At 62.2% G+C, this 22,651-nt stretch carries 20 protein-coding genes; 8 read left to right on the top strand and 12 right to left on the bottom strand.

Annotated elements, in window-relative coordinates; translation table 11 throughout:
* Positions 1-2 precede the first annotated feature (2 nt).
* The 5 genes from B7X49_RS00480 to B7X49_RS00460 are packed head-to-tail and all read right to left on the bottom strand — an operon-like array spanning position 3 to position 5,450.
* The gene (locus B7X49_RS00480; RefSeq protein WP_286702357.1) at positions 3-1,343 is read right to left on the bottom strand and encodes a glutamine synthetase family protein; all 1,341 of its coding nucleotides are present in this window, start codon (positions 1,341-1,343) and stop codon (positions 3-5) included.
* A gap of 55 nt (positions 1,344-1,398) precedes the next feature.
* Positions 1,399-2,493, bottom strand: coding sequence for a spermidine/putrescine ABC transporter substrate-binding protein (locus B7X49_RS00475; RefSeq protein WP_286702356.1), 1,095 nt, complete (start codon positions 2,491-2,493; stop codon positions 1,399-1,401).
* Positions 2,494-2,519: 26 nt separating this feature from the next.
* Positions 2,520-3,359 (bottom strand): ABC transporter permease, encoded by an 840-nt coding sequence (locus B7X49_RS00470; protein WP_286702355.1) that lies wholly within the window; start codon positions 3,357-3,359, stop codon positions 2,520-2,522.
* Positions 3,356-4,291 carry an ABC transporter permease gene (locus B7X49_RS00465; RefSeq protein ID WP_029311315.1) on the bottom strand — a complete coding sequence of 312 codons (936 nt, stop codon included), beginning with the start codon at positions 4,289-4,291 and terminating at the stop codon, positions 3,356-3,358. Before B7X49_RS00465 ends, B7X49_RS00470 begins: the two co-directional genes overlap by 4 nt.
* 13 nt (positions 4,292-4,304) lie before the next feature.
* Positions 4,305-5,450 carry an ABC transporter ATP-binding protein gene (locus B7X49_RS00460; RefSeq protein WP_286702354.1) on the bottom strand — a complete coding sequence of 382 codons (1,146 nt, stop codon included), beginning with the start codon at positions 5,448-5,450 and terminating at the stop codon, positions 4,305-4,307.
* Positions 5,451-5,770: 320 nt separating this feature from the next.
* On the opposite strand from B7X49_RS00460, the gene ald reads away from it, so the two are divergent.
* Both ald and B7X49_RS00450 read left to right on the top strand, forming a co-directional pair.
* Positions 5,771-6,892 carry an alanine dehydrogenase gene (gene ald, locus B7X49_RS00455; protein ID WP_286702353.1) on the top strand — a complete coding sequence of 374 codons (1,122 nt, stop codon included), beginning with the start codon at positions 5,771-5,773 and terminating at the stop codon, positions 6,890-6,892.
* Between the two features lie 31 nt (positions 6,893-6,923).
* Positions 6,924-7,490, top strand: a complete 567-nt coding sequence (locus B7X49_RS00450; RefSeq protein ID WP_286702429.1) for a cupin domain-containing protein — start codon at positions 6,924-6,926, stop codon at positions 7,488-7,490.
* A gap of 134 nt (positions 7,491-7,624) precedes the next feature.
* Here the strand turns inward: B7X49_RS00450 and B7X49_RS00445 are convergent, their stop codons facing one another.
* Positions 7,625-7,864: a hypothetical protein gene (locus B7X49_RS00445; protein WP_286702352.1), complete on the bottom strand. Its 240-nt coding sequence runs from the start codon at positions 7,862-7,864 to the stop codon at positions 7,625-7,627.
* On the opposite strand from B7X49_RS00445, the gene B7X49_RS00440 reads away from it, so the two are divergent.
* From B7X49_RS00440 to B7X49_RS00430, 3 genes are all read left to right on the top strand, one after another.
* Complete coding sequence (locus B7X49_RS00440; RefSeq protein WP_286702351.1) at positions 7,853-9,244, top strand: aspartate aminotransferase family protein; 1,392 nt, start codon at positions 7,853-7,855, stop codon at positions 9,242-9,244. The two genes, B7X49_RS00445 and B7X49_RS00440, sit on opposite strands and share 12 nt — an antisense overlap.
* Positions 9,245-9,252: 8 nt before the next feature.
* Complete coding sequence (locus tag B7X49_RS00435; RefSeq protein ID WP_286837417.1) at positions 9,253-10,614, top strand: glutamine synthetase family protein; 1,362 nt, start codon at positions 9,253-9,255, stop codon at positions 10,612-10,614.
* An 80-nt stretch (positions 10,615-10,694) separates the two neighbouring features.
* Positions 10,695-12,062 carry an APC family permease gene (locus B7X49_RS00430; protein WP_029311309.1) on the top strand — a complete coding sequence of 456 codons (1,368 nt, stop codon included), beginning with the start codon at positions 10,695-10,697 and terminating at the stop codon, positions 12,060-12,062.
* A gap of 76 nt (positions 12,063-12,138) precedes the next feature.
* Here the strand turns inward: B7X49_RS00430 and B7X49_RS00425 are convergent, their stop codons facing one another.
* The 3 genes from B7X49_RS00425 to B7X49_RS00415 all read right to left on the bottom strand — a co-directional run bounded on the left by B7X49_RS00425 (position 12,139) and on the right by B7X49_RS00415 (position 16,317).
* On the bottom strand, positions 12,139-13,236 hold the full coding sequence (locus B7X49_RS00425) for a PA0069 family radical SAM protein (RefSeq protein ID WP_286702349.1): 1,098 nt from the start codon (positions 13,234-13,236) through the stop codon (positions 12,139-12,141).
* 72 nt (positions 13,237-13,308) lie between these two features.
* The gene (locus tag B7X49_RS00420; RefSeq protein ID WP_286702348.1) at positions 13,309-14,706 is read right to left on the bottom strand and encodes a TIGR03013 family XrtA/PEP-CTERM system glycosyltransferase; all 1,398 of its coding nucleotides are present in this window, start codon (positions 14,704-14,706) and stop codon (positions 13,309-13,311) included.
* A gap of 183 nt (positions 14,707-14,889) precedes the next feature.
* The gene (locus B7X49_RS00415; protein ID WP_286837398.1) at positions 14,890-16,317 is read right to left on the bottom strand and encodes a mannose-1-phosphate guanylyltransferase/mannose-6-phosphate isomerase; all 1,428 of its coding nucleotides are present in this window, start codon (positions 16,315-16,317) and stop codon (positions 14,890-14,892) included.
* A gap of 74 nt (positions 16,318-16,391) precedes the next feature.
* On the opposite strand from B7X49_RS00415, the gene B7X49_RS00410 reads away from it, so the two are divergent.
* Both B7X49_RS00410 and B7X49_RS00405 read left to right on the top strand, forming a co-directional pair.
* Complete coding sequence (locus B7X49_RS00410; RefSeq protein WP_286702346.1) at positions 16,392-17,192, top strand: creatininase family protein; 801 nt, start codon at positions 16,392-16,394, stop codon at positions 17,190-17,192.
* Entirely contained in the window at positions 17,189-18,112 is a 924-nt protein-coding gene (locus tag B7X49_RS00405; protein ID WP_286702345.1) for a DMT family transporter, read from the top strand. The genes B7X49_RS00410 and B7X49_RS00405 overlap by 4 nt, the downstream gene beginning before the upstream one ends.
* A gap of 42 nt (positions 18,113-18,154) precedes the next feature.
* Here the strand turns inward: B7X49_RS00405 and B7X49_RS00400 are convergent, their stop codons facing one another.
* Positions 18,155-19,084, bottom strand: coding sequence for a GDP-mannose 4,6-dehydratase (locus B7X49_RS00400; RefSeq protein WP_286702344.1), 930 nt, complete (start codon positions 19,082-19,084; stop codon positions 18,155-18,157).
* A 7-nt stretch (positions 19,085-19,091) separates the two neighbouring features.
* Positions 19,092-20,063, bottom strand: coding sequence for a GDP-mannose 4,6-dehydratase (locus tag B7X49_RS00395; RefSeq protein ID WP_029311302.1), 972 nt, complete (start codon positions 20,061-20,063; stop codon positions 19,092-19,094).
* A gap of 257 nt (positions 20,064-20,320) precedes the next feature.
* On the opposite strand from B7X49_RS00395, the gene B7X49_RS00390 reads away from it, so the two are divergent.
* Positions 20,321-21,802, top strand: coding sequence for a glycosyltransferase family 1 protein (locus tag B7X49_RS00390; RefSeq protein ID WP_286837375.1), 1,482 nt, complete (start codon positions 20,321-20,323; stop codon positions 21,800-21,802).
* On the opposite strand, the gene B7X49_RS00385 is transcribed toward B7X49_RS00390, so the two are convergent.
* Complete coding sequence (locus B7X49_RS00385; protein WP_286702342.1) at positions 21,759-22,466, bottom strand: SIMPL domain-containing protein; 708 nt, start codon at positions 22,464-22,466, stop codon at positions 21,759-21,761. The two genes, B7X49_RS00390 and B7X49_RS00385, sit on opposite strands and share 44 nt — an antisense overlap.
* Positions 22,467-22,651: the final 185 nt, after the last annotated feature.

The raw sequence follows: 22,651 nt of genomic DNA, 5'->3' as shown, positions 1-22,651 counted from the left end.
GTTCAGACGTTCAGCAGCAGATGTTCACGCTCCCAAGAGCTGATAACCCGCAAATATGTTTCGTATTCAAGACGTTTAACCGCAACGAATACCTGTACCAGCTTTTCGCCCAGAATATCGTTCAACGGGCGGGACTGCTCCATCATTTCCAGCGCGTGCGAAAGTTCGCGCGGCAGGCTGTACGGTTGCGAATAGGCCGATCCCTTGAACGGCGGTGTCGCACCCAATCCCTCGGTCATGCCGAGAAAGCCGCAGGCGAGCGAGGCGGCGAATGCGAGATAGGGGTTGGCATCCGCGCCGGGTACCCGGTTTTCGACCCGCATGGCTGAGGGTTCGCCGAACGGCACGCGCAAGCCGCAGGTGCGGTTGTCGTGCCCCCATTGCAGATTGATCGGTGCGTTGGAAAACCGCGTAAGCCGGCGGTAGGAATTCACGTTCGGTGCAAAAATCGGCATGATTGCTGGAATATATCTCTGCAATCCGCCGATGAAGGACAAGAACAGCGCGCTCGGTTTGCCATCGCGGTCGGCGAACAGGTTCTCACCGGTTTCGGCATCGACCACGCTTTGATGCACATGCATGGCACTGCCGGGCTCCTGGCCCATCGGCTTGGCCATGAACGTCGCGTAGATATCGTGGCGCAGCGCCACTTCGCGCACCGTGCGCTTGAACAGAAATACCTGATCGGCGCGGTTCAACGGGTCGCCATGCAGAAAATTGATCTCGACCTGTGCGGCACCTTCCTCGTGGATCAGCGTATCGAGGTCGAGTTCCTGGATCTCGCAGAAATCATACATCTCTTCGAACAGCGGATCGAATTCATTGACGGCATCGATCGAATAGGCCTGCCGGCCGGTTTCCTGGCGGCCGGACCGCCCGATCGGCGGCACCAACGGATAGTCGGGGTCGGTGTTGCGCCCGACCAGATAGAATTCAAGCTCCGGTGCCAGCACCGGTTTCCAGCCGCGCTCGGCGTAGAGCGACATCACTTGACGTAGGACTTGGCGTGGCGCGATCGGCACCGGTTTGCCGTTGGCATAATGGCAATCATGGATGATCTGCGCGGTCGGCTCATGCGCCCAGGGCACCAGGCGAACCGTCGAAGGATCGGCGATCAGTTTGATGTCGATGATCGCGGGATCGCTCAGAATATCATCCGGATCGTCGGGATATTCGCCGGTGACCGACTGGATGAAAACACTCTCGGGCAGGCGCGGTGCGCCGCCCTGGTGGAATTTCTGGGCCGGCATGATCTTGCCACGCGGAATGCCCGTGATATCGGGCACCAGGCACTCGACCTCGGTAATGCGATGTTCGTTGAACCATTCGATCAGATCGATCATATCAGCCTCGGATAGAAGCGACGCGCCCGGAATGGGCGCGCCGTCGTAATCGCTGTCAGTGTTGGCGCACCGCGGTCCAGATTGCGTTGAACGTCTGCAATTTCGTCCCTGCCAGCGCCGGCAGGAAATGCAGATACTTCATTTGCATGGCGTTCGGCTTGATCAGCGGTTTCTTGAGTTCATCGCTCAGCATCGGGCCGGCCGCAGCGTTCGGACTGCCATAGAGATTGTAGTTGGAAAGTTCGGCGCCCGCCTTGGCAGAGAGAATGAAGTTGATGAAATCATAGGCCAGTTTCGGGTCCGGCGCACTCTTTGGAATCGCCATGGTATCGACCCAGATCTCGCTGCCCTGTTTTGGCAGCAGATAGCCCGAATTCAGGCATGATTTGTCATCGTAACATTCAGCGACCGCACCATTGAACGTCATGCCGATTGCGATCGTACCCTTCTTGATCTGGCCCATCGCGGGGTCGCCGTCGACAAAGCCGGTGAAGTTCTTGCGCTTTTCGGTCTTTTCGATCAGCTTGGCTGCCTTGATCCACTCGCTTTTCTTGTTGCAGGTAAACCGGTAGCCCAGATAGGCGCAGGCGGCGCCGATGGTATCACGACCGGACCCACCCATCAGCGCGAACGGATAGCTCGGGTTCAGCTTCGGGTCGAACAGGACCGCCCAGCTTTCCGGCAGCGAGGTCACCTTGGTTTTCAGATAGCCGATGCCGGTCGTGCCCCATTGATAGGGCATTGTGTATTCATCGTTCGGGTCATAGGAAGGGTTCTGAAATTTCGCAGCGAGGTTGCGGAAGTTCGGGAGTTCCTTCTTGTCGAGTTTGGCGATCAGACCTTCATGGATCAGCTGCGGCACGTAATAGCTCGACGGCACGATGACATCGTATTGCGAATCACCACCCGCCTTCAGCTTCGCCGCCAGCGCCGAATTGGAATCGTAATAGGTCTGCACCACGGTGCAGCCGCAATGCGCCTCGTATTTTTTGATCAGCCCCTTGCCGATATAGTCCTGCCAGTTGAACAGGTAGAGCGTCTTGCCCGCCGCCTGTGCCGGCGGGGCCATTGCCATCGTGCCGGCGATCACACTGCCGATCAGGGCCACCGACCCTACGATTCTTTTGATGATGTCGCTACGGTATTTCATTGTTAGCCTCCTGTTGATCTGGTCGCTCAGTCGCCGGTGCGTGGCACGGTCTGCCGATCTTTTTGCCGGGTGAAACCATATTGCAATAGGCCGATGCCGATCACCGTGGCAATCATCAGCGTTGCGAGCGCATTGATGTCGGGCGAGATGCCTTTGCGGGCCACGGCGCTGTAGATATAGATCGGCAGCGTCGTGCTGCCCGGCCCCGCGGTGAAGTAGCTGATGGTGAAATCATCGATCGACAATGTGAACGCGAGCAGGAAGCCGCCGATGATCGCGGGGCGGATCACCGGCACCGTCAGATACAGGAACGATTGCCGGCCGTTGGCGTAGAGATCTTGCGACGCCTCGAACAAATTCGGGTCCAGCCCCGCCATGCGCGCGAATACGACGAGTGCGACATAGGGGGCCTGGAACGTCACATGGGCGATGCCCATGGTCAGTAGCCCTGCCGCGAACAGCCCGGTCGCCTTATGCATCAAATTGAAAAAGATCAGCTCCGATATGCCGAAAACCAGACTGGGCATGATGATCGGCGTATAGATGATCAGGCTCGGCAATGCCGCGGCAAACCCCGATCGGGCGCGGCTGCGAAAGCGGCTGAGGCCGAACCCCATCAATGTTCCGAGCGCGGTACCCAGGATCGATGATCCCAACGCCAGCGTCAGTGACCGGCGCAGTGCCGCCAGCACATCGGGCGCGTGCAGCAGATCGTTGTACCAGTGCAGACCCGCCGTGGTGCTGCCCGGTGCTGGCGCAAAGGAAAAGACCGCGATGAGCGCGAGCGGCGCATATAACAGTCCGTACACGGGCAGGCTGGTCAGCAATAGCGCGCGGCGGATCGGCGGCGCCAGGTTCTGGCTCATATCATGCTGCCTTCGGAACTGCCGAGGCGCTTGCTCATCACGCGGAATACGATCAGCCCCGCACAGGTGAAAATGAGCATGAAAATCGTCAGCGCCGCGCCGTAGGGCCAGTTTGGTGTGTCGAGAAACTGCGAGGCGATCAGCGAGCCGATCATCATCGATTTGCCGCCGCCCAGCAGCGTCGGCACGACGTAATCGCCGAACGCTGGAATCGCGACCAGGATGATCCCCGACAGCAGTCCGGGGATCGTCTGCGGGAATACAGCACTCCAGAACAATCGCCGCCCCGAGGCGTAGAGATCCCGCCCGGCCTCGACCAGGCTCCAATCGAGTTTTTCTGCCGCGGCATAGAGCGGCACGACCATGTAGGGCAGATAATTGTAGGTCAGGCCGATCTGCATTGCCAAAATCCCGGGCATCAGGCCGAGATGCGGCGGAATCAGCCCCGCGCCTTGCGCCAGATGCGACAGCGTGGAACCCGGCCCGAGCAACTCCATCCACGCATAGGTGCGCACGACCTGATTGGTCCATGACGGCAGGATGACGAACAGCAGCAGCAGCGGACGCAGCGCCGGCGGCCGCGTGATGATGAAGAACACCACCGGATAGGCCAGCAGAATCGTCAACCCCGCCGCCGATATCGCCTGCAACAGCGAGCGCAGGATCGTTGCGAGGTTATCCGGGCTCCACCCCAGAATCGAATACCCGGCGACTTCGCGCATTGGCTCGAGCGACAGCGGCAGATGCGGATTGCCGTAATTGCCGATCGAGAAAAACCCGATCCCGAGCAGGATCAGGCTCGGCAGCAGCAAGAATACCACGATCCAGAACAATCCGGGCCCGGCGGTCATCCAGAGTCGCCAGGCCCGTGCCAGCCGTTCCGCCCGCTCGGCGCTGCCCTGGATCGATGCGCCGCCGGTTATCGCGGACATGGCCAGCCTTGCTTCATCCGTCGATCAGCATGATGTTGGCGGGCTTGAGTTCCAGCACCACCCGCTCCCCCGGTCCCCAACTGCGCTCGGCGGCCTGGTTATTGGTGTCGAGCGCCAGAACGATCGCGCCGCCGGCCAGAGCGACATTGTATTGCGTGGACGCGCCCATGTAGATCGCCTCGCGCACGACGCCGGCAAACATGTTCGGGCGGTCGCGCGGCGCGTCGGCCTCGGGGTAGAGCCAGATTTTCTCGGGCCGGATCATCGCCGTCCGCTGCGTGGTGATCGGTGTTGCGATCGAGAGTGCGCCGATCGCGGTTTCGGCCATGTTGCCGGGCCGCGGCGTGAATTTCCAGATGTTCGACAGGCCGAGGAACTCCGCAACGAATACCGAGCGTGGCTGCTCGTAGACATCGAGCACGGGGCCGACCTGCAACATGCGGCCTTGTTCCATGACGGCAATGCGGTCGCTCATCACCAGCGCCTCATGCTGGTCGTGCGTGACGAAAATGAACGTCATGCCCAGGCGCTTTTGCATCCGCATCAGTTCGACCTGCAATTCCGCCCGCAATTTCGCATCGAGTGCCGAGAGCGGCTCATCGAGCAGGACGACCTCGGGCTCGTTCACCAGCGCGCGCGCCAGTGCTACGCGTTGGCGCTGGCCGCCGGACAGCTGTGCCGGGTTGCGCCGGGCGAACGCATCGATCTGCAACAGCGCCATGATCTGCTCGGTGCGCGCCAGGCGTTCTGGCTTTGCCACGCCGCGCATTCGCAGCCCAAATCCGATGTTCTCGGCGACCGACAGATGCGGAAACAGCGCGTAGGACTGAAACACCGTGTTCACCGGCCGCTTGTGCGGCGGAACGCTTTGCATCTCGCGCCCGGAGATCAGAATGCGTCCGGCATCCGGGGTTTCGAACCCGGCGATCATGCGAAGCAGGGTCGTCTTGCCGCAACCGGATGGCCCCAGCAGTGTGAAAAATTCACCCGCCTGAATGTCCAGATCGATCCGATCCACCGCGACCACGCCGCCGCCGAATACCCGACTGATGCTTTCGAGCCGGATCGCGCCGCGCGGCGCGATACCTGACGTTGGGGCCGATGACGTTGCGGCATCGGCCTGTCCTGCGATTCGCGGAAGCATGGCGGGCTCAGCCATGCGGGCTTCCGGGGGGCTGCCGGGGCGGCTCGGGCCGGTTCGGATCAGGTGGCACGCGCATCAAATCTCCCTGGCCACGTGCCGCGTCTCGCGGGTAGGTGGCGCTGTTCTCGTGCTGAGGTCGCTCCCTAGCGCGAAGCATCGCCAAAGTTTTCCGCATCGTCAAGAATAATCAACAATGCGCGAATGACCGTTTCGTGATCGCCGTCTTATCGCGCCTGACGCCCCCTGGCCGGCGAAATGATATTGCGCCGCCGCGTCAGCCTTAGTAAAGCTGTTGATTATTCTAAACGGCATCCTGGTGACGAGGAGAGTTCTGCATGCTGATCGGCGTTCCGAAGGAAATCAAGAATCATGAATACCGGGTTGGCCTGACGCCTGCCTCGGTGCGCGAACTCCGCACCCATGGTCATCAAATCCTGATCGAAACCGGTGCGGGCGAGGGCATCGGCATGGACGATGCCGCTTACGCCAAGGCTGGTGCTGAAATCGTGCCCGACGCCGCGAGCGTTTTCGCCCGCGCCGAAATGATCGTGAAGGTCAAGGAACCCCAGCCGGCCGAATGCAGACAATTGCGCCCCGGCCAGATCCTGTTCACCTATCTCCACCTCGCGCCGGACCCCGAGCAGGCTAAGCTGCTGATGCAGTCCGGTGTCATTGCGATCGCCTATGAAACCGTGACGGATGAACGCGGCCGCCTGCCGCTGCTGGCGCCGATGAGTGAAGTTGCCGGCCGCATGGCCGTGCAGGTTGGAGCGGTGTCGCTTCAAAAGGCCAACGGTGGCCTCGGCGTGCTGCTCGCCGGCGTGCCCGGTGTGCCGCCCGCGCGCGTGACAGTGCTGGGCGGCGGCGTGGTCGGCACCAACGCTGCGCGCATCGCTTTGGGCATGGGGGCGGATGTCACCATCATCGATAAATCGATCGGCCGCCTCGCCCAACTCGACGATCTGTATGGCCCGCATCTGAAAACTCTGTTCGCCACGGCCGAGGCGATCGAGGATGCGGTGTTCCACGCCGATCTCGTCATCGGCGCCGTGCTCGTACCCGGTGCTTCCGCGCCGAAGCTGGTGACGCGCGACATGCTCGGCCAGATGCGCCGGGGTGCCGTGCTGGTCGATGTCGCGATCGACCAAGGCGGCTGTTTCGAGACCAGCAAGCCCACCACGCATGATGATCCGACCTATATCGTTGATGGAATCGTGCATTATTGCGTCGCCAACATGCCAGGCGCGGTGCCCCGCACCTCCACTTTCGCCCTCGCGCAGGCGACCCTGCCGTACACGCTGAAACTGGCCGATCACGGCTGGAAAGCGGCGCTGCGCAGCGATCCGCATCTTCGCGCGGGGCTTAACGTGGCGGAAGGCCGTATCGTGCATCCGGCCGTTGCCACAGCACTGGGTGAAGTGGTTCTGACGGCGGATCTCGTGCTCGCGGCGGCCTGATCGGGCCGTGGACGAACGCATCGCGGGGTCCATGGAAGCCGGTCCCGAGGAAGTGGGGGTGGGCGCGCGGTTGAAACGGATGCGTCAGGTGTTCGGCTTGACGCAGCGCGAACTCGCACGGCGCGCCGGCGTCACCAACGGCGCCATCTCGCTGATCGAACAGGCGCGGGTCAGCCCTTCGATCTCTTCGCTCAAGAAAATCCTCGACGGTATTCCGATGTCGCTCGCGGAATTTTTCACGATCGATCTCGCAGCGCCCGAAGACGTGTTTTTCCGGGCGTCGGACCTTACTGAAATTGCGTTCGAGGATCAGATCTCGTTCCGGATGGTGGGCCGCCGCCTGAAGGAGCGCGCGCTGCAGATGCTGCACGAAACCTACCGCCCCGGTGCCGACACCGGCGAAGTGATGCTTCGCCACGATGGCGAGGAAGCGGGCGTGATCGTGCGTGGCCGCTTGTTGGTCACCGTGGGGGATCAGGAACAAGCGCTTGGCGCGGGCGATGCCTATTACTTCAAAAGCCGCATTCCGCACCGGTTTCGCAACCCGTTCGATGAATTATGTGAAGTCATCAGCGCGAATACGCCGCCCAGCTTTTGAAAAGGGAAGGGTAGAGAGGGCAAGCACTTCTTTTTTGTGAACAAAAAAGAAGCAAACAAAACTTTGTTGATCTGGGCCTGTGCCGGTTCAAACGCCCGTGCCCCAGATCACAGAAAGGTTTTTGCTGGTTTTTTTCAAAAAAGAAGCGCTTGCTTTGCCTTAAATACGAAATTGCTTGAACCAGAACCGATATGTTGATAAAACAGTAATAATGCTGTGTTTTCCGAACAAATATGACCGCGACGCGCATGCTGAGCTTCTGCGGCTTTGCGCGCGCATCGGCTACAGCCCGCACCGCTCCTGATCGTTTCAGCCCGGCGGCCGTTGTGCCGCTTGTTCAGCTCTAACATCGGAGTTATTTCATGCTCGATCATCTCGTTTCTACCGTCTCGGACAGTGATTTCAACTGGCAGGCGGCCGATGCCGCGCATCATCTTCACCCGTTTTCCGACCATAAATCCCTCCACCAGGGTAGAGTTCGGATCATCACGAGCGCTGAGGGCGTTTATCTGACCGATGATGTGGGTAACCGCATTCTCGATGGCATGGCCGGCCTCTGGTGTGTTGCAATCGGCTACGGCCGACAGGAACTGGTCGATGCCGCGGCCGCGCAGATGAAAACTCTGCCGTTTTACAATACGTTTTTCAAAACCGCGACCCGCCCGGTCATCAGCCTTGCCGAACGCCTTACGGCGATGGCCCCCGGCGATCTCAACCACGCTTTTTTTGCGTGTTCGGGGTCTGAAGCGGTCGATACCGCGCTGCGCATGGCCCGCACCTTCTGGATCACCAAGGGCCAGCCGTCCAAGCGCGTCATCATCGGCCGCGAATTCGGCTACCACGGTTCGACCACGCTGGGTGCCGCGGCGGGTGGTATGGTCGACATGCATCGCCAGGGCGCGGCCTTGCCGGATTTTGCTCATGTCATGCCGCCCTATTGGTATGGTTATGGCGGTCAGATGAGTCCGGAGGAATTCGGCCTCTATGCCGCACGCCAGGTCGAGGACAAAATCCGCGAAATCGGTGCCGAGAATGTTGCCGCCTTCATCGGCGAGCCGATCCAGGGGGCCGGCGGCGTCATCATCCCGCCCGAGACCTACTGGCCGGAAATTCAGCGGATCTGCCGCGCGCACGATATTCTGCTGATCGCCGATGAGGTCATCTGCGGGTTCGGGCGCACCGGGCGCATGTTCGGCAGCGAAACCTTCGGCATTACGCCCGACCTCATGACCCTCGCGAAAGGGATCACCTCGGGTTACATTCCGCTCTCCGCGGTCCTCGTGGGGGACCGCGTGGCGGATGTGCTGATCAATGATACGGGTGAATTCTATCACGGCTTCACGTATTCGGGCCATCCGGTCGCCTGCGCGGTTGCGCTTGCCAATCTTGATATTCTGGAATCCGAGCACCTTGCCGCTCGCGCCGAGGCCAGCGGCATCAAGCTGCGTGCCAAACTTATCGCGGCGCTGGGCGACCAGCCGATCATCGGCGAAATTCGTGGCACCGGGTTGATCGGCGCGATCGAACTCACCGCTGATCGGCGCACACGGCGGTTCTTCGAGAAGCGCGGTCGTGTCGGCGCGCTGTGCCGCGATCATTGTTTTTCTAACAATCTGGTGATGCGTGCGGTGCGCGATACCATGGTGTTCTCACCGCCGCTGACCATCACGGATGCCGAGATAGATGATCTGGTCGATCGGGCGACGACCGCCATCATGGCGACCCAGGCCGATGTCCGTTCCGAAATCCTTTGACGGACGCAATGGATATCGTGTCATCGCATGAAGACAGGCTCGCGCTGCTGGGGCAGAGCGAGCTGATCGAAGCCTTTATCATCGATGTCAACGGCGTGCCGCGCGGCAAATGGCTGCAACGCGACAAGGCTGCCGCGCTGTTAGGCGAGGGCATTGCGATCCCGCGTTCGGCCTATCTGCTCGACATCTGGGGCCGGGATATTGTCGAAGGCGGCATCGCGTTCGATACCGGCGACCCCGATGGCACCTGTATCGCCGTGCCGCACAGCGTCACCCGCATGCAATGGGCCGAAGGTCACGCGACCCAGGCGCTGCTGACCATGCGTGAAGCCAATGGCTCGCTGTTCTATGCGGACCCGCGCGGCGTTCTGGCCCGTGTGCTCGACCGTTACGCCGCCCAGGGGCTGACGCCGTCGGTTGGGGTCGAGCTCGAATTCTATCTGGTCGATCCCAACCGCACCGGCGGCCAGCGCATCGCTCCGCGCGGCGCCGATGAAAGTGCTTGGCGCGGCTGGCAGACCGATACGATGGGCCTGTGGGAAATCCACGATTATGAGCCGATCCTGCGCGACCTGCTGCGTGCCGCCTCTAGTCAGAGTATCGCGCTCGACACGTTGATCAGTGAAAACGGCCCGGGCCAGTTCGAAGTCACCCTGCGTTACGCACCGGATGCCATGCGCATCGCCGACGATGCGGTGCTGTTCAAGCGCGCGGTCAAGCAGATTGCCCGCAAGCACGGGCTCGCCGCCACCTTCATGGCCAAACCGTTCGGCAACTGGGCGGGCAGCGGTATGCATGTGCATATGTCGGTGCTTGATCGAAAGGATTTGAACATCTTTACCGGCGATGCCGAGAAGCCCAGCCCTGTTCTGTATCATGCGCTCGGCGGGCTGGTCGCTGCGATGCCCGATACCATGCTGGTGCTTGCCCCCCACGCCAACTCGTTCCGCCGCTTCGCGCCGGGCACGCACGCCCCCGTATTCGGTGACTGGGGGCACGACAACCGGCTTTCGGCCGTTCGCGTGATCAATGCTGAGCCGCGCGCCGCCCGGATTGAGCACCGCGTGGCCGGTGCCGATTGCAACCCTTACCTTGCCTTCGCCGGGATGCTTGGGGCCATGCTCGATGGAATTGCTGACCAAGCCGACCCCGGACCGGAATCGATCGGCGATAAAACCGGTGCGGCCGCGCCGAGGCTGCCGATTGCCTGGAGTGCCGCCACCGATCGCTTTGCCGGATCGGCCCGCAGCGCCGCCATTTTCGGCGCCGCGTTCCAGGGCATTTTTGCTGCCTGCAAACGCCAGGAAATCGATGAGTTCCGCCGGCGTATATCGGATGTCGAGTACGATGCCTATCTGAAAAATGCCTGACAATGCCAGCCATTGTCACGACATGACATAATAAGAAACCAAAACGACGCCAGGGACTTCAACCGTACAGGAGAGCAACGATGCGAACGGAGTTGAGAGCGAATTCACTGTCGTTTATCGAGTCGATCGTCATGGGTATCGCCGGCAGTGCGCCTGGCTATACCATCGCCGTGACCACCGCGGCGCTGATCGGCACCGCCGGATTTTTATCGCCGGGCAGCCTGATCATCTTCGCGGTGCCCATGCTGGGCATCGCCGTCGCCTACAAGGCGCTGACCAAGCGAATGGCCAACGCCGGGGCCGCCTATGAATGGACCACCCGCGTGTTCGGTCGGCTGTTCGGCTTCTTCTCGGGGTGGGCACTGCTGGTCGCCTCGATGGTGTTCATGGTCACCGGCAGCCTGCCGATTGCGACCTCCACCTTGAATTTCATTGCTCCCGCGCTGACCAAAAGCGTGCTCGCTACCACCAGCGTCGCAACGCTCTGGTTTCTGCTGATCGCCGTCGTGCTGATCGCCGGCATCAAACTGACCAGCAAAATCCAGCTGGTGATGAGCACGATCGAACTGGTCATCCTTGCGGTCGTGGCGATCGCTGCGTTCGTCCACGTTGCTGCGCACGGCGCGGTCAATCCGTTTTCATGGTCGTGGTTCGGCTTTCACTACACCGCCGGTGGGTTCGCCGCGACGGCTCTGGTCGTGGTGTTTTTCTACTGGGGGTGGGACGTGACAGCCAACCTCGCCGAAGAGACCAAGGACGCCGAAATCAACGCCGGCAACGGCGGCTTTGGCAGCGTGTTCGTTACCATTACCTACTATGTCGCCTTCACCCTCGCCGCGCTGCTGCTGTTCACGACCAAGGCGGCGCAAGGGTACAGCGACAACATCATCTACAACATCGCGGTGGCCTCGGGCCTCGGGCGTACCGGCGGTCTGATTGCCTCGATTGCCGTCATCCTCTCGTCGATTGCAACACTCGAGACGACGATGCTGCAATTCTCGCGCACCCTGTTCGCCATGGGCCGGGACGGCGCCCTCTCGCGCCACTTCGGCATGGTCGACGAACGTACCGAAACTCCGGTTCGTGCCATGTATCTGCTGATCGGCGTCGGCCTCGTTGTGCTGTGGGTCTCTTCGCTGATGCCCTCGATCAACGCGATCATCACCGACTCGGTCAATGCCATCGGAATCCAGGTGGCCTACTATTACGGTCTTGCCGGGCTCGTGGCGGCCTGGGTGATGCGCGATATTTACCGTGAATCGATCCCGTTATGGATCGGCCTGTGTCTGTTCCCCGCCCTCAGCGCCATTTTTCTGTTCGCCATGGGCCTCTACGCCATCACCACGTTCAATCTGGTGACCAATCTGGTCGGCATTGGTGGGCTCGTCGCGGGTATCATTTTCTTTCGCCCGACCCGCACCACGGCGGCCCCCGCCACAGCGTCGTAGAGTTGTGTCGGTGCTCGAGCAAAGCCAGGGGCCGCGACGCCCTTGGCCTTTTTCGACATCGGCGCGATCCGCCCGATCAGAACAGCGACATCTGCGTGCCTGGGCCTTGCGCGGGGAGGGGGCGGGCGAAGCGCGCGCAGTCGAGTGGGGGTGGTGTTTCGCTGAGGTTGAACTGTCGGGCGGCGCGCTTGAATCGTGCGGTGAGCAAATTGGCGTAGGGGCCGGTTCCCTTGAAACGGCTGGTGAAATTGGGGTCATTGAGCGCGCCGCCGCGGGTCTGGCGGATCAGGCTCAGGATGCGTGCGGCCCGATCCGGCATGGTGCGGTTCAGCCACTCTTCAAATAGCGCGCCGACTTCGTGAGGCAGGCGCAGCAGGATCGCGTTGGCGGAGGTGGCGCCGGCGCCGGCGGATGCTTCGAGGATGGCTTCAAGTTCGGCGTCGTTCAATCCGGGGATCATCGGTGCGGCGAGAACGCCGACGGGAATGCCGGCGCCCGCCAATCCGGTAACGGCGTCCAGCCGCCGGGCCGGGCTGGCGGCGCGGGGTTCCATGGCGCGGGCGAGGCGCGGATCGAGTGTGGTGATCGAAAGATGCACGCGGGCCAGATTGCGTGATGCCATGCGTTGTAGAATATCGACATCGCGCAGCACGCCGGCGGATTTGGTGATCACGCTCACCGGGTGATTGAACCGGTCCAGGACTTCGAGCACCGCGCGGGTCAGTTTCAACTGGCGTTCGACCGGCTGATACGGGTCGGTGTTGGAGCCGAGCACGATGGGGGAGGGGATATAGGATTTGCGCGACAACTCCCGTTCCAGCAGCGATGCGGCATCCGGCTTGAAAATCAGCTTGGTTTCGAAATCGAGGCCCGGCGAGAAGCCGAGATAGGCGTGGGTCGGCCTTGCGTAACAATAGATGCAGCCGTGTTCGCAGCCTCGGTACGGGTTGAGCCCGCGGTCGAAGCCCAGATCCGGGCTGTCGTTACGGCTGATGATCGACCGGGTGGCGTCGCGGATCAAAACGGTCGGTGCGGCGGGTTCCGCCTCGGCCAGGGTTTCCCACCCGTCATCGAATGAATCGCGATGGCTGGACTCAAACCGGTTGGCCGGGTCCTGCGTTGTGCCGCGTTTCTCGAATGCGGTATTCCGGGGAATGACTGTGGGTGCGTTCATGATATGTTCGGATCATACCATTGGAACAGTATCGAAAGTCAAGAACAAAATACGAACAAATCTGTTTCGCGGCTATCGAACTCCGGACGGCCAGAGCACCACGCGCAATGTCTGTAGAATGATCAGCAGATCCAATGGGATCGAGGCATTTTTCGCATAATACAGATCATAGCTCAGCTTGGAGCGCGCGTCGTCGAGCGAGGCACCATACGGGTAATTGATCTGCGCCCAGCCGGTCAGCCCGGCTTTCACAATGTGCCGTTCGTTGTACAGCGGCAGTTGGGCAGCCAGTTTGGCCGTGAATTCCGGCCGTTCCGGCCGCGGCCCGACGAAGGACATGTCGCCCCGCAGAATATTGAATAATTGCGGAATCTCATCGATCCTGGTGCGGCGCAGAAAATTGCCGACCCGGGTGATCCTTGGGTCTTTGGCGTCCGCCCATACCGCGCCCGCCGACTCAGCGTTCAACAGCATGGTCCGCAGTTTGAGAATCTTGAAATGCCGCATCCCCTTGGTCACTCTTGTTTGCGAATAGAACGGCGACCCCCGATCCTGCAGCCACACCGCCAGGATGCCGCCCAGCAGGAACGGCGAGGCGCAGACCAGGAGGACCAGGCTCACGGAAACATCGAGCCCGCGCTTCAGAACGCGGTCGAACATGGTGTAGGTGAAACCGTCCGAATATAGCAGCCAGGACAGATCGAGCCGCTTGATATCGATCCGGCGGATCTCGGTCTCTAGAAAACTCATGTATTGATAGATCGGATAACCGGCCATTTTGCAGTCGATCAATCGGTCCAGCGCCATGCCGCGCCGCTCGTCCGGCGCGATCACGATCTGATCCGCCCGTGTCCGCCGCGCCGCATCCAGGAACCCGCCGGGGGCCTGGATCACCCTTACCGCGCCGTCGTGTTCCAGCCGTGGATCGATAGCGCCGAACCCGGCATCGTGCACGAAGGTGACCTCGTAATGAAGATTGCGACCTTCGCTCTGCAGCATCCACCTCAAATCCCAGGCGCGCTTGCCCGCGCCGATTACCAGCAACCGGCGCTTCAGCAGCCCGGATTTGCGCAGTCGCAGAAACGCGAGCCGCGCTGCCACGCCGCAGCCGGTAAAGCAGATCGATGAAGCAACGAACAGCGGATCGGGCAGCGGCCGCGGCCAGTTGTGCTGGTTCACGCCCAGCAGCGTCGGCAGCATCAGAACCAGCGCGGACGTCACCAGCGTGCCGATTCCCACGACCAGCGGCAATCGCCGGATCGAGCGCCGGACCGCCAGGATCACGTCGCGTCGATACAGTCCCAGCGCATAGAGCGAAACCAGGTTGACAGCCGGATACAGCGCTAGGATCAGCCCGATTTGCAGTCCGGCGTGCGGCATCATCCCCGACACCGCGAACCATGCGGCGAAGGGCCAGACGAGCACGATGAGCCCGGCATCCAAGCAGAACATGATGGCGGCGGCGTTCATCGGCGCATGATCGCGTCGATCCCGGCATAAAAATGTCGAACGGGGGAAATCATCAACTGGGGCACAGTTCCAACCTTGCTGCGGACCAAACTCACTGATCCGCACCATGCCCGGATTTCGCTAACAAACAACTCAATTATCGCTGAAATCCCAGTTTCAACGCGCGATCCCAATTTCCGACCTTCAATTTCGTCCGTACGTATCCTCGAACCGCACGATGTCATCCTCGCCGAGATACGAACCCGACTGCACCTCGATCAGGGTCAGCGGAATCTTGCCTGGATTCTCCATCCGGTGAATACAGCCGAGGGGCAGATACAGGCTCTCGTTCTCGCGGATCAGATGCACCTCGGCATCACGCGTCACCAGCGCCGAACCGGCCACCACGACCCAGTGTTCCGCCCGATGAAAATGCTTCTGCAACGATAGTTTCGCCCCCGGCAGCACCACGATCCGCTTGACCTGAAACCGCTCGCCCAAAATCAGCGTCTCGTAGAAACCCCAGGGTCGATAGACCCTGGTGTGCGCCTCGGCTTCGGGCCGCTTGTCGCGTTTCAACCGCTCGACCACGCGCTTGACGTTCTGCGTCTGGCTGCGATGCGTCACCAGCACCGCATCGTTGGTGGTCACCACCACCACATCCTGCAAGCCCAGCACCGCCGTTACCGCCCCTTCGCTGCGGACGTAGCACCCGTCGGAATCCTCGATCACAGCATCGCCCATTGTCGCGTTGCCGCGCGCATCCTTGTCCGCAACCTCCCAGATCGCGGCCCATGATCCTACATCCGACCAGCCGAGCGCGGCCGGTACCACCGCCGCGTGATCGGTCTTCTCGGCGATCGCGTAATCGATGCTGATATCCGGCGCCGCGCTGAAACCCGCCGCATCCAGCCTGATGAAATCCAGATCGGGCTTGCGCGCGTCGAACGCTACCCGCACGGCGCGCGCTACCTCGGGCGCGTGTCGTTCGATCTCGGACAGCAGCGTGCGGGCGGTGGCCACGAACATCCCCGAATTCCAGAAATGCCGGCCATCCGCGAGCAGGTTCGCCGCCGTTGTCGCGTCCGGCTTCTCGACGAACCGCGCGATCCGGAATGCGCCCTGATGCCCGGCAAGCGCCTCGCCCTGCTCGATATAGCCATAGCCGGTTTCCGGCGCGCTCGGATGCATGCCGAACGTCAGGATGAATCCCTCGCGCGCGGCCTTCGCCGCGATCGCCAGCGCGTCCTGCAATGCCGCCAGATCCGCAATCGCGGCATCCGCCGCCATGATCCACAGCACTTGATCGGGATCGGCCTCGGCAATCAGCAGTGCCGCGGCGGTGATCGCCGGCACCGGTTCAAGCAGAATCCGCGCCCCGGCCGCGCCGGCTTCCCGCAATTGTTCCGCAACAATGAAGCGATGCTCCTCGTTCGCGACAACCACCGGCGGCGCAAACCCAGGCCCGGCAGCGCGCCCGGCGGTTTCCTGCAACATGGTCCTCAACCCCACCAGGGACCAGAACTGCTTGGGGTAGGCCTTGCGTGACACCGGCCATAACCGCGTGCCGGTTCCACCCGAGAGAATCACCGGTACGATCGTTTCGTTGTGCGTCACAGTCCCATCAGCCATGCAAATCCCCATCCATCACGAGCGCTTCATTGCCAGCGGACGTGCTTTGCGTCCAGCATGACGCGGGAGATTTCATGACCGCATCACAACAACCGCTGCATCTTGACGCATTGACCAGCGCCGCCCTGCGCGGCCTGCTCGACCAACGCCCGCTCGTGCTGCTGCCGCTCGGCAGCCAGGAAGATCAGGGTGCCCACGCGCCGATGGGGGATTTCCGGCTCGCTGCCATCATCGCCGGCCATACCGCGCGCCGCGCGACCGATACCGGTACGCTCACCCTGGTCGCCCCCACCCTGCCGTTCGGCGCAGCCGACCATTTCGGCGCCATCCCCGGCGGCCTCGCGCTCGCGCCTGCGACGTTTCGTGCGGTCCTGGCCGATCTGCTGGCGGATCTCCGCCGCAACGGGCTTACCCGCATCGTTATCCTCAACGGCCACGGCGGCAACGTGCCGCTGATCCACGAAGTCACCCTCGCCATCCGCCGCGCTGGCGGGCCGATCATCCCTTCGGTCTATCTCTGGAAAATCGCCCGCCGCCTGATGGAACGCCGCATCGGTCCGGCTGGCGAAAGGTTCGGGCACGGCGGCGAGCCCCTGGCCTCGATCACCCTGGCGTTGCGTCCCGATCACGCGAGGCCGGACCACGCTGTGCCGCCCGCCGCCGCGGCACGGGCGTTCGGTTGCCCGGTTGCCGGGTTCGGTGCCATCGCCTTCGAAGATATCGAGATCGACACGCCGCTCGAATACCCTGAAATCGCACCCAATTCGGCCACCGCCGACGCCACAAGGGCGACCGCCGCGCTCGGTGCCGCCGTGGTTGAAGATCTCGTCGCCCTGGTCGCGCGCTTTTGCGCCCACGCCGCCGCCCAGCCATGAGCCTCATACCCGCCTGGATTCCAGTCACGATTGCAGCCGCGCTGTTTCAGGTCTGGCGCACCGCCTTGCAAGCCCGGTTGCGCGGCACGCTCAGCCCCGGCGGTGCCGGCTTCGTGCGGTACCTGTATGCGCTGCCGGTCGATTACGCCCTGCTCGCAGCAACCCTCGCCGCGCTGGGAGCCGGCTTGCCATCGTTCGGTTGGAGCTTTGCCGCTCTCTGCCTGGTCGGCGGGATCGCTCAGATTTTTGGCACCAACCTGCTCATCATGGCTTTCGCGCACCGGAACTTCGTGGTCGGCACCGCCTACGCGAAGACCGAGGCTGCTCAGCTCGTCATCGTCTCGGTGCTGCTGTTCGGTGCCCACATCCCGGCTATCGCCATCATCGGCATCATGCTTGCGGTGGCCGGGGTTCTCGCGCTCTCGCTCGCCGGTCAGTCGATGGCGCCGCGCGCGCTGCTGCGCGCCTCCGTCCAACCCGCCGCCCTCTGTGGTCTTGGGTCCGGCTTCGCCTTCGCCATTACGGCCATCGTGCTGCGCAATGCGACCCTGGTGCTGCCCCCGACCACGCCCATCCTGCTGAAAGCCATGCTCGTCCTTGCCTTGGCCAACACGCTGCAAACCCTGGCCCAGGGCAGTTTCATGGCGATCCGCAGCCCTGTGGAGCTGCGCAAGACCCTGCTCATCTGGCGCCGCGCTGCGCCGATCGGCGTGCTATCGGCGCTTGGTTCCGGCTTCTGGTTCATCGGCTTCGCGCTCACCAACGTCGCTCTCGTGCGCGGCTTCGGCCAGATCGAAATCCTGTTCACCCTGGCGGTCGGCCATTTCTATTTGAAAGAGCGCACCAAACCCGGCGAAATCACCGGACTTGTCATGGTCGGCCTCGGCGTCATCATGATCGCCGCCGCCGGCATCGGGTGAGGTGCGGCCGGTCGGATCGCTGATCCCGGAAGGCGCTGTTCGTTATGGAATTTGCGTCCGTTCCGGGCGTGTATTTGCCGTCAACATGTCCTGTAGCGTGGTCGTCAGGTCGATGGTCGGCCGCCATCCGAGGATCCGGTCCGCTGCCGTGGCGTCGCCGAAGGCGCTGGGGATGTCGACGGGGCGTAGGCGGGCGGGGTCGATCTCGACCGTGATCGGGCGGTCGGCAGCACTGATCATGGTGTGCAGGATATCGCCGATCCGGCGGGGGGTGCCGGAGGCGAGGTTGAAGATGGCACCGGGCATGAGGTCGTTCGCATGTGCGATGGCCAGGGTGTAGGCGCGAACGATATCGCGCACGTCGAGGAAATCGCGCGCCGCATCCAGATTGCCGACCTTGATGACCGGCGGCTGCCTGCCGGCCATGATCGCCGCGATCTGGGCGGCGAAGGCGGCGATGACGAAGGCATCGGACTGGCCCGGACCGGTGTGGTTGAACGGGCGAAACCGGACCAGCCGCAGGCCGGATTCCGCCGCCATTGCACCCAGGGCGAGGTCGGCGGCGGCCTTGGTCGCGGCGTAGGTGTTCAGCGGTGCCAAGGCGGCGCTCTCATCGAGCGCGGTGCCGGCGCGGAAACTGCCGCCGTAGCATTCGGCACTGCCGACATGCACCATCAGGCAGTTCGGCGCCGTTTCGATGATTGCGCGGGCGACCGCGATGCTGCCGCCCAGATTGACGGCGAACGCCCGATCCGGTGCGAGGCGCGCGGCCGGCACTGAGGCGATGCCGGCCAGATGCACCACGGCATCCGGCCGCGCCTGCTCGATCATGCGGCGAACCGCGGCGGCATCGGTCACGTCCGCATCGCCCGGGATCAGGGCCGCAGCCGGCCACTTTGCCGCCAGCGCCGTGCGGAGATAGCCGCCGACGAAGCCGGTGCTGCCGGTGATCAGGATGCGATCGGGCGTCATGCCCGTGTCAGCGCGACAGGCGGGCGAGGTCTGCCTCGACCATTTCGGCGGCGAGTTGCTCGAGCGTGACGGTCGCTTTCCAGCCGAGTTTGCGCTCGGCCTTGGACGGGTCGCCCAGTAGCAGTTCGACCTCGGCCGGCCGCATCAGGGCCTGATCGGTACGGATATGATCGGCCATCGAAAGCCCGGCCGCAGCAAACGCCATTTCGCAGAAATCGGCGACGCGCATGGTGCGGCCTGTTGCGATGACGTAATCGTCCGCCTCGTCCTGCTGCAGCATCATCCACATCGCCTGTACATAATCGCGCGCGTGGCCCCAGTCGCGCTTTGCTTCGACATTGCCGAGCGTGAGGTGGTCCGTGAGGCCGAGCTTAATGCGGGCGACGGCGTCGGTGATGCGGCGGGTGACGAATTCAATGCCGCGCAGCGGGCTCTCGTGGTTGAATAGTATCCCTGAAGACGCATGCATCCCGAAGCTCTCGCGGTAGTTCACCGTCATCCAATGGGCATAGAGCTTGGCGGCGGCGTAGGGGCTGCGGGGATAGAACGGCGTGGTCTCGGACTGCGGGATCGCCTGGACCTTGCCGAACATTTCCGAGGAGGATGCCTGATAGAAGCGGGCTTGCGGCCGCGCGATGCGCACAGCTTCGAGCATGGTGACGGCGCCGAGGCCGGTCACCAGACCGGTGAGGGAGGGTTGCTGCCAGGAGGTGGCGACGAAACTCTGGGCGGCGAGATGATAGACCTCATCAGGCTCATAAGTCTGAACCGTGCGGATAAGGCTGCCAAGATCGGTCAGGTTGCCTTCGACCAGTTGAACGCGGTCGATGACGCCCAGCCAGCGTAGCCGCTCGCCGATCACATCGGATGACGCTGAGCGGCGCATCAGGCCAATCACTCGATAGCCCTTGCCGAGCAGAAATTCACTCAGGTAGGCGCCGTCCTGGCCTGTGATGCCGGTAATCAAGGCTGTCTTCATATTGGCTCCACTCGATCCTATGTATTGAACTCAGGTTAAAATCCGGTGCCGTTCTGGACGGAATTGGTCACGCTGGCTAGAGGGATGTGCTAGGGTAGGGTACCGTAACGCATAGTTAACAACTGAGGGCTTAATTTGAGTGAATCGAAACTATTGAAATGACAATTTGGATCGACATCGAAGATTTGCTGGTTCACTTCTACTCTACCAGCAGGCCGAGTGGCATTCAGCGTCTGTGTTTTGAGATTTATCGCGAGTTGTCGCGGAGTTATACCGAGGACCAACCGATCCGGTTCATCCGCCACTTGCCGAACGGGCGTGACTTCGAGGAAATTTACTGGCCGGACGTCGAACAGCATATTTCGAGCGCGGTGGCGAGCCAGCATGCCGCGGTTGAGCCAGCTCCGCCGCCAGTGGCGAGCGACACTTCGGCACCGGAACCTCCCAGCACCCCGCCGGTGTCATCCTTGCGGCAATGGGGCAGGCAATTGCCGGCCGATGTGCGTGCGCCGGTTGCCGCCTTCGTGCGGGCGCAGACCAACAGTGGTCAGGCGCTGCGGGCCAGCGTGCGGATGGCGCGTATGGCGCTGCGCGCCCAGCGGCATGCGGCGCGCGCATTACTTGATATTCTAAAGGGCGGGCGCCGTTGCGCCGGGCTCGGTGGCGGGGGCGCGCTGATGCCGGCGGCCGCACCTGTGCCATCGCCCATGCTGCAGCCTGCCAACGATGATCAATCGGCGGCAGTCATGGCACCTTCGAAGATCGTGAACGGGAGGCCGATCCAGCCCGAACCGGGGGATGTCATTCTGTCGATCGGCGCATCCTGGCCCGGCGGCTATTACGCGGCGATGATCGCGGCGGCGAAAGAGCAGTACGGCGTGCGGTTCGCGGTCATGATCTATGATCTGATCCCGCTGAACTGGCCGGAGTGGGCAGTAAAGGAGTTGCGGCGCCAGTTTATCGATTGGCTTGGCCCGATCATCGGGCTCGCGGATAATTTGTTCACTATTTCCAACGCTACGGCGGTCGATATCATCGCATTTGCCGAGCGGGAGGGAATAACGATCAATGTGCCGCAGATCGTACCGATCGGCGTGACGTTCCCCGATCGTACGCAGCTGCCCCCGATTCAGTTCCAGCCCTACGTGTTGTTCGTCTCCACCATCGAGACGCGCAAGAACCACATCCTGATGTTTCGCCTGTGGCGCCGCATGCTGAACAGCCTGCCGCGCGAACAGGTGCCGAATCTGGTGTTTGCCGGCAAGATTGGCTGGCTGACTCAGGATTTGATGGCGCAGATCGAGAATTCATCTTATCTCGAGGGGAAGCTCAAGATTGTCGAAAGCCCGAGCGATCGGGATCTGGCCTCGCTGTATCAGCATTGCCTGTTCACGGTGTTTCCCTCGTTTTATGAGGGTTGGGGCCTGCCGGTCACCGAGAGCCTAACTTTTGGCAAGACGGTGGCGGCATCGAACCGGGCATCGGTTCCGGAAGCGGGCAGTGATTTCTGCGTCTATTTCGATCCCGAGGACATGAGCGATGCGTATCGTGTGATCACGCAGCTCATTCTGGAACCCGAGCGGGTTGCGGTGCTGGAAGCCAGGATCGCCCGCGAATTTTATCCGCCGTCATGGGCCGATAGTGCTGCGGCGATTATCGCAGCGATGGAGTCAGGCGTAGCCCAGCCGGTTGATGCTATGGTGCCGTCGCGCGTAGCGTCACTGTCGCGGACAGATTGATCCGCTGGGTTATCGGGCCTGATTGCATTTGCGGTGCGGCGACCTTCATGCGTGCCGCCATCATGACCGGGCGGAATGGCGATTGCGTGGTTAAGGCAAGTTTGGTGATCGCGATCACGTGATCACCGAGCGACCCTGCCGTTGCATCGGCTTCGGCGCGCATTTGGGTTACTGCATCCGTGATCGCTGCGGCGCGGGTTTCGCGGGCGGCGCTTTGGCTCAATGTCGCCCCGATCGACTCGAGAGCTATGCCTTTGTCCTGCAACATGCCGATCATGTGGCGTAGTTCCTTCGCCTGATCGGAGCCGGGTGGCGCGGCGAGACGCAGATCGATTGTCTGGCTGGCATGCCAGGCGGCCTGTTTCGGATCAGCGGGATAGACCTCGTATGCGCCGGTGGTGGCGTGCAGCGCCTTGATCGGTGTCGTCGCGGCCAGTGCGGCGGCCACGGTGCGGTTGACCGCCGATTGTGCGGCGGCGGCGGTTTTCGCGGTTGTCTGCGCGGCCATTGTGGCCACAATGACATCCGGCGCATGGCTGGCCTCACCGGTGACGGACAGGGTGAGTTCAGTGGTGGCGCGGGTGCCTGCGGCCTGAGCACGCGGGATCTGGCCGCACGCCGCGGCACCTGCCGCGATGAGTGCTGCGATGGCGGATGGGGACATCAAGGTTCGCAATGACATGGCAAGAGAATTACCGATCCTGCCGTGGAATGCCATAGGCCGCGCGCTGATCTTGCAAATTAGACATCCGGTACAAAAAGCGTAGTCGAACGGATTGGGTCAATCTGCTTGGTTCATCGGCGCGGTTTGGCGAATAACGATGGGGAGTCATGGACGGACCAGGGATC

This window comes from Acidiphilium sp. 34-64-41, from assembly GCF_002282635.1.
Classification (GTDB): domain Bacteria; phylum Pseudomonadota; class Alphaproteobacteria; order Acetobacterales; family Acetobacteraceae; genus Acidiphilium; species Acidiphilium rubrum.
This window is presented reverse-complemented; position numbering and strand designations above follow the sequence as displayed.

Bases quoted from the DNA above. Each gene is read 5' to 3' on its own strand.
- B7X49_RS00480 (WP_286702357.1), bottom strand. From the start codon at position 1,343: ATGATCGATCTGATCGAATGGTTCAACGAACATCGCATTACCGAGGTC.
- B7X49_RS00475 (WP_286702356.1), bottom strand. From the start codon at position 2,493: ATGAAATACCGTAGCGACATCATCAAAAGAATCGTAGGGTCGGTGGCC.
- B7X49_RS00470 (WP_286702355.1), bottom strand. From the start codon at position 3,359: ATGAGCCAGAACCTGGCGCCGCCGATCCGCCGCGCGCTATTGCTGACC.
- B7X49_RS00465 (WP_029311315.1), bottom strand. From the start codon at position 4,291: ATGTCCGCGATAACCGGCGGCGCATCGATCCAGGGCAGCGCCGAGCGG.
- B7X49_RS00460 (WP_286702354.1), bottom strand. From the start codon at position 5,450: ATGGCTGAGCCCGCCATGCTTCCGCGAATCGCAGGACAGGCCGATGCC.
- ald (WP_286702353.1), top strand. From the start codon at position 5,771: ATGCTGATCGGCGTTCCGAAGGAAATCAAGAATCATGAATACCGGGTT.
- B7X49_RS00450 (WP_286702429.1), top strand. From the start codon at position 6,924: ATGGAAGCCGGTCCCGAGGAAGTGGGGGTGGGCGCGCGGTTGAAACGG.
- B7X49_RS00440 (WP_286702351.1), top strand. From the start codon at position 7,853: ATGCTCGATCATCTCGTTTCTACCGTCTCGGACAGTGATTTCAACTGG.
- B7X49_RS00445 (WP_286702352.1), bottom strand. From the start codon at position 7,864: ATGATCGAGCATGAAATAACTCCGATGTTAGAGCTGAACAAGCGGCAC.
- B7X49_RS00435 (WP_286837417.1), top strand. From the start codon at position 9,253: ATGGATATCGTGTCATCGCATGAAGACAGGCTCGCGCTGCTGGGGCAG.
- B7X49_RS00430 (WP_029311309.1), top strand. From the start codon at position 10,695: ATGCGAACGGAGTTGAGAGCGAATTCACTGTCGTTTATCGAGTCGATC.
- B7X49_RS00425 (WP_286702349.1), bottom strand. From the start codon at position 13,236: ATGAACGCACCCACAGTCATTCCCCGGAATACCGCATTCGAGAAACGC.
- B7X49_RS00420 (WP_286702348.1), bottom strand. From the start codon at position 14,706: ATGAACGCCGCCGCCATCATGTTCTGCTTGGATGCCGGGCTCATCGTG.
- B7X49_RS00415 (WP_286837398.1), bottom strand. From the start codon at position 16,317: ATGGCTGATGGGACTGTGACGCACAACGAAACGATCGTACCGGTGATT.
- B7X49_RS00410 (WP_286702346.1), top strand. From the start codon at position 16,392: ATGACCGCATCACAACAACCGCTGCATCTTGACGCATTGACCAGCGCC.
- B7X49_RS00405 (WP_286702345.1), top strand. From the start codon at position 17,189: ATGAGCCTCATACCCGCCTGGATTCCAGTCACGATTGCAGCCGCGCTG.
- B7X49_RS00400 (WP_286702344.1), bottom strand. From the start codon at position 19,084: ATGACGCCCGATCGCATCCTGATCACCGGCAGCACCGGCTTCGTCGGC.
- B7X49_RS00395 (WP_029311302.1), bottom strand. From the start codon at position 20,063: ATGAAGACAGCCTTGATTACCGGCATCACAGGCCAGGACGGCGCCTAC.
- B7X49_RS00385 (WP_286702342.1), bottom strand. From the start codon at position 22,466: ATGTCCCCATCCGCCATCGCAGCACTCATCGCGGCAGGTGCCGCGGCG.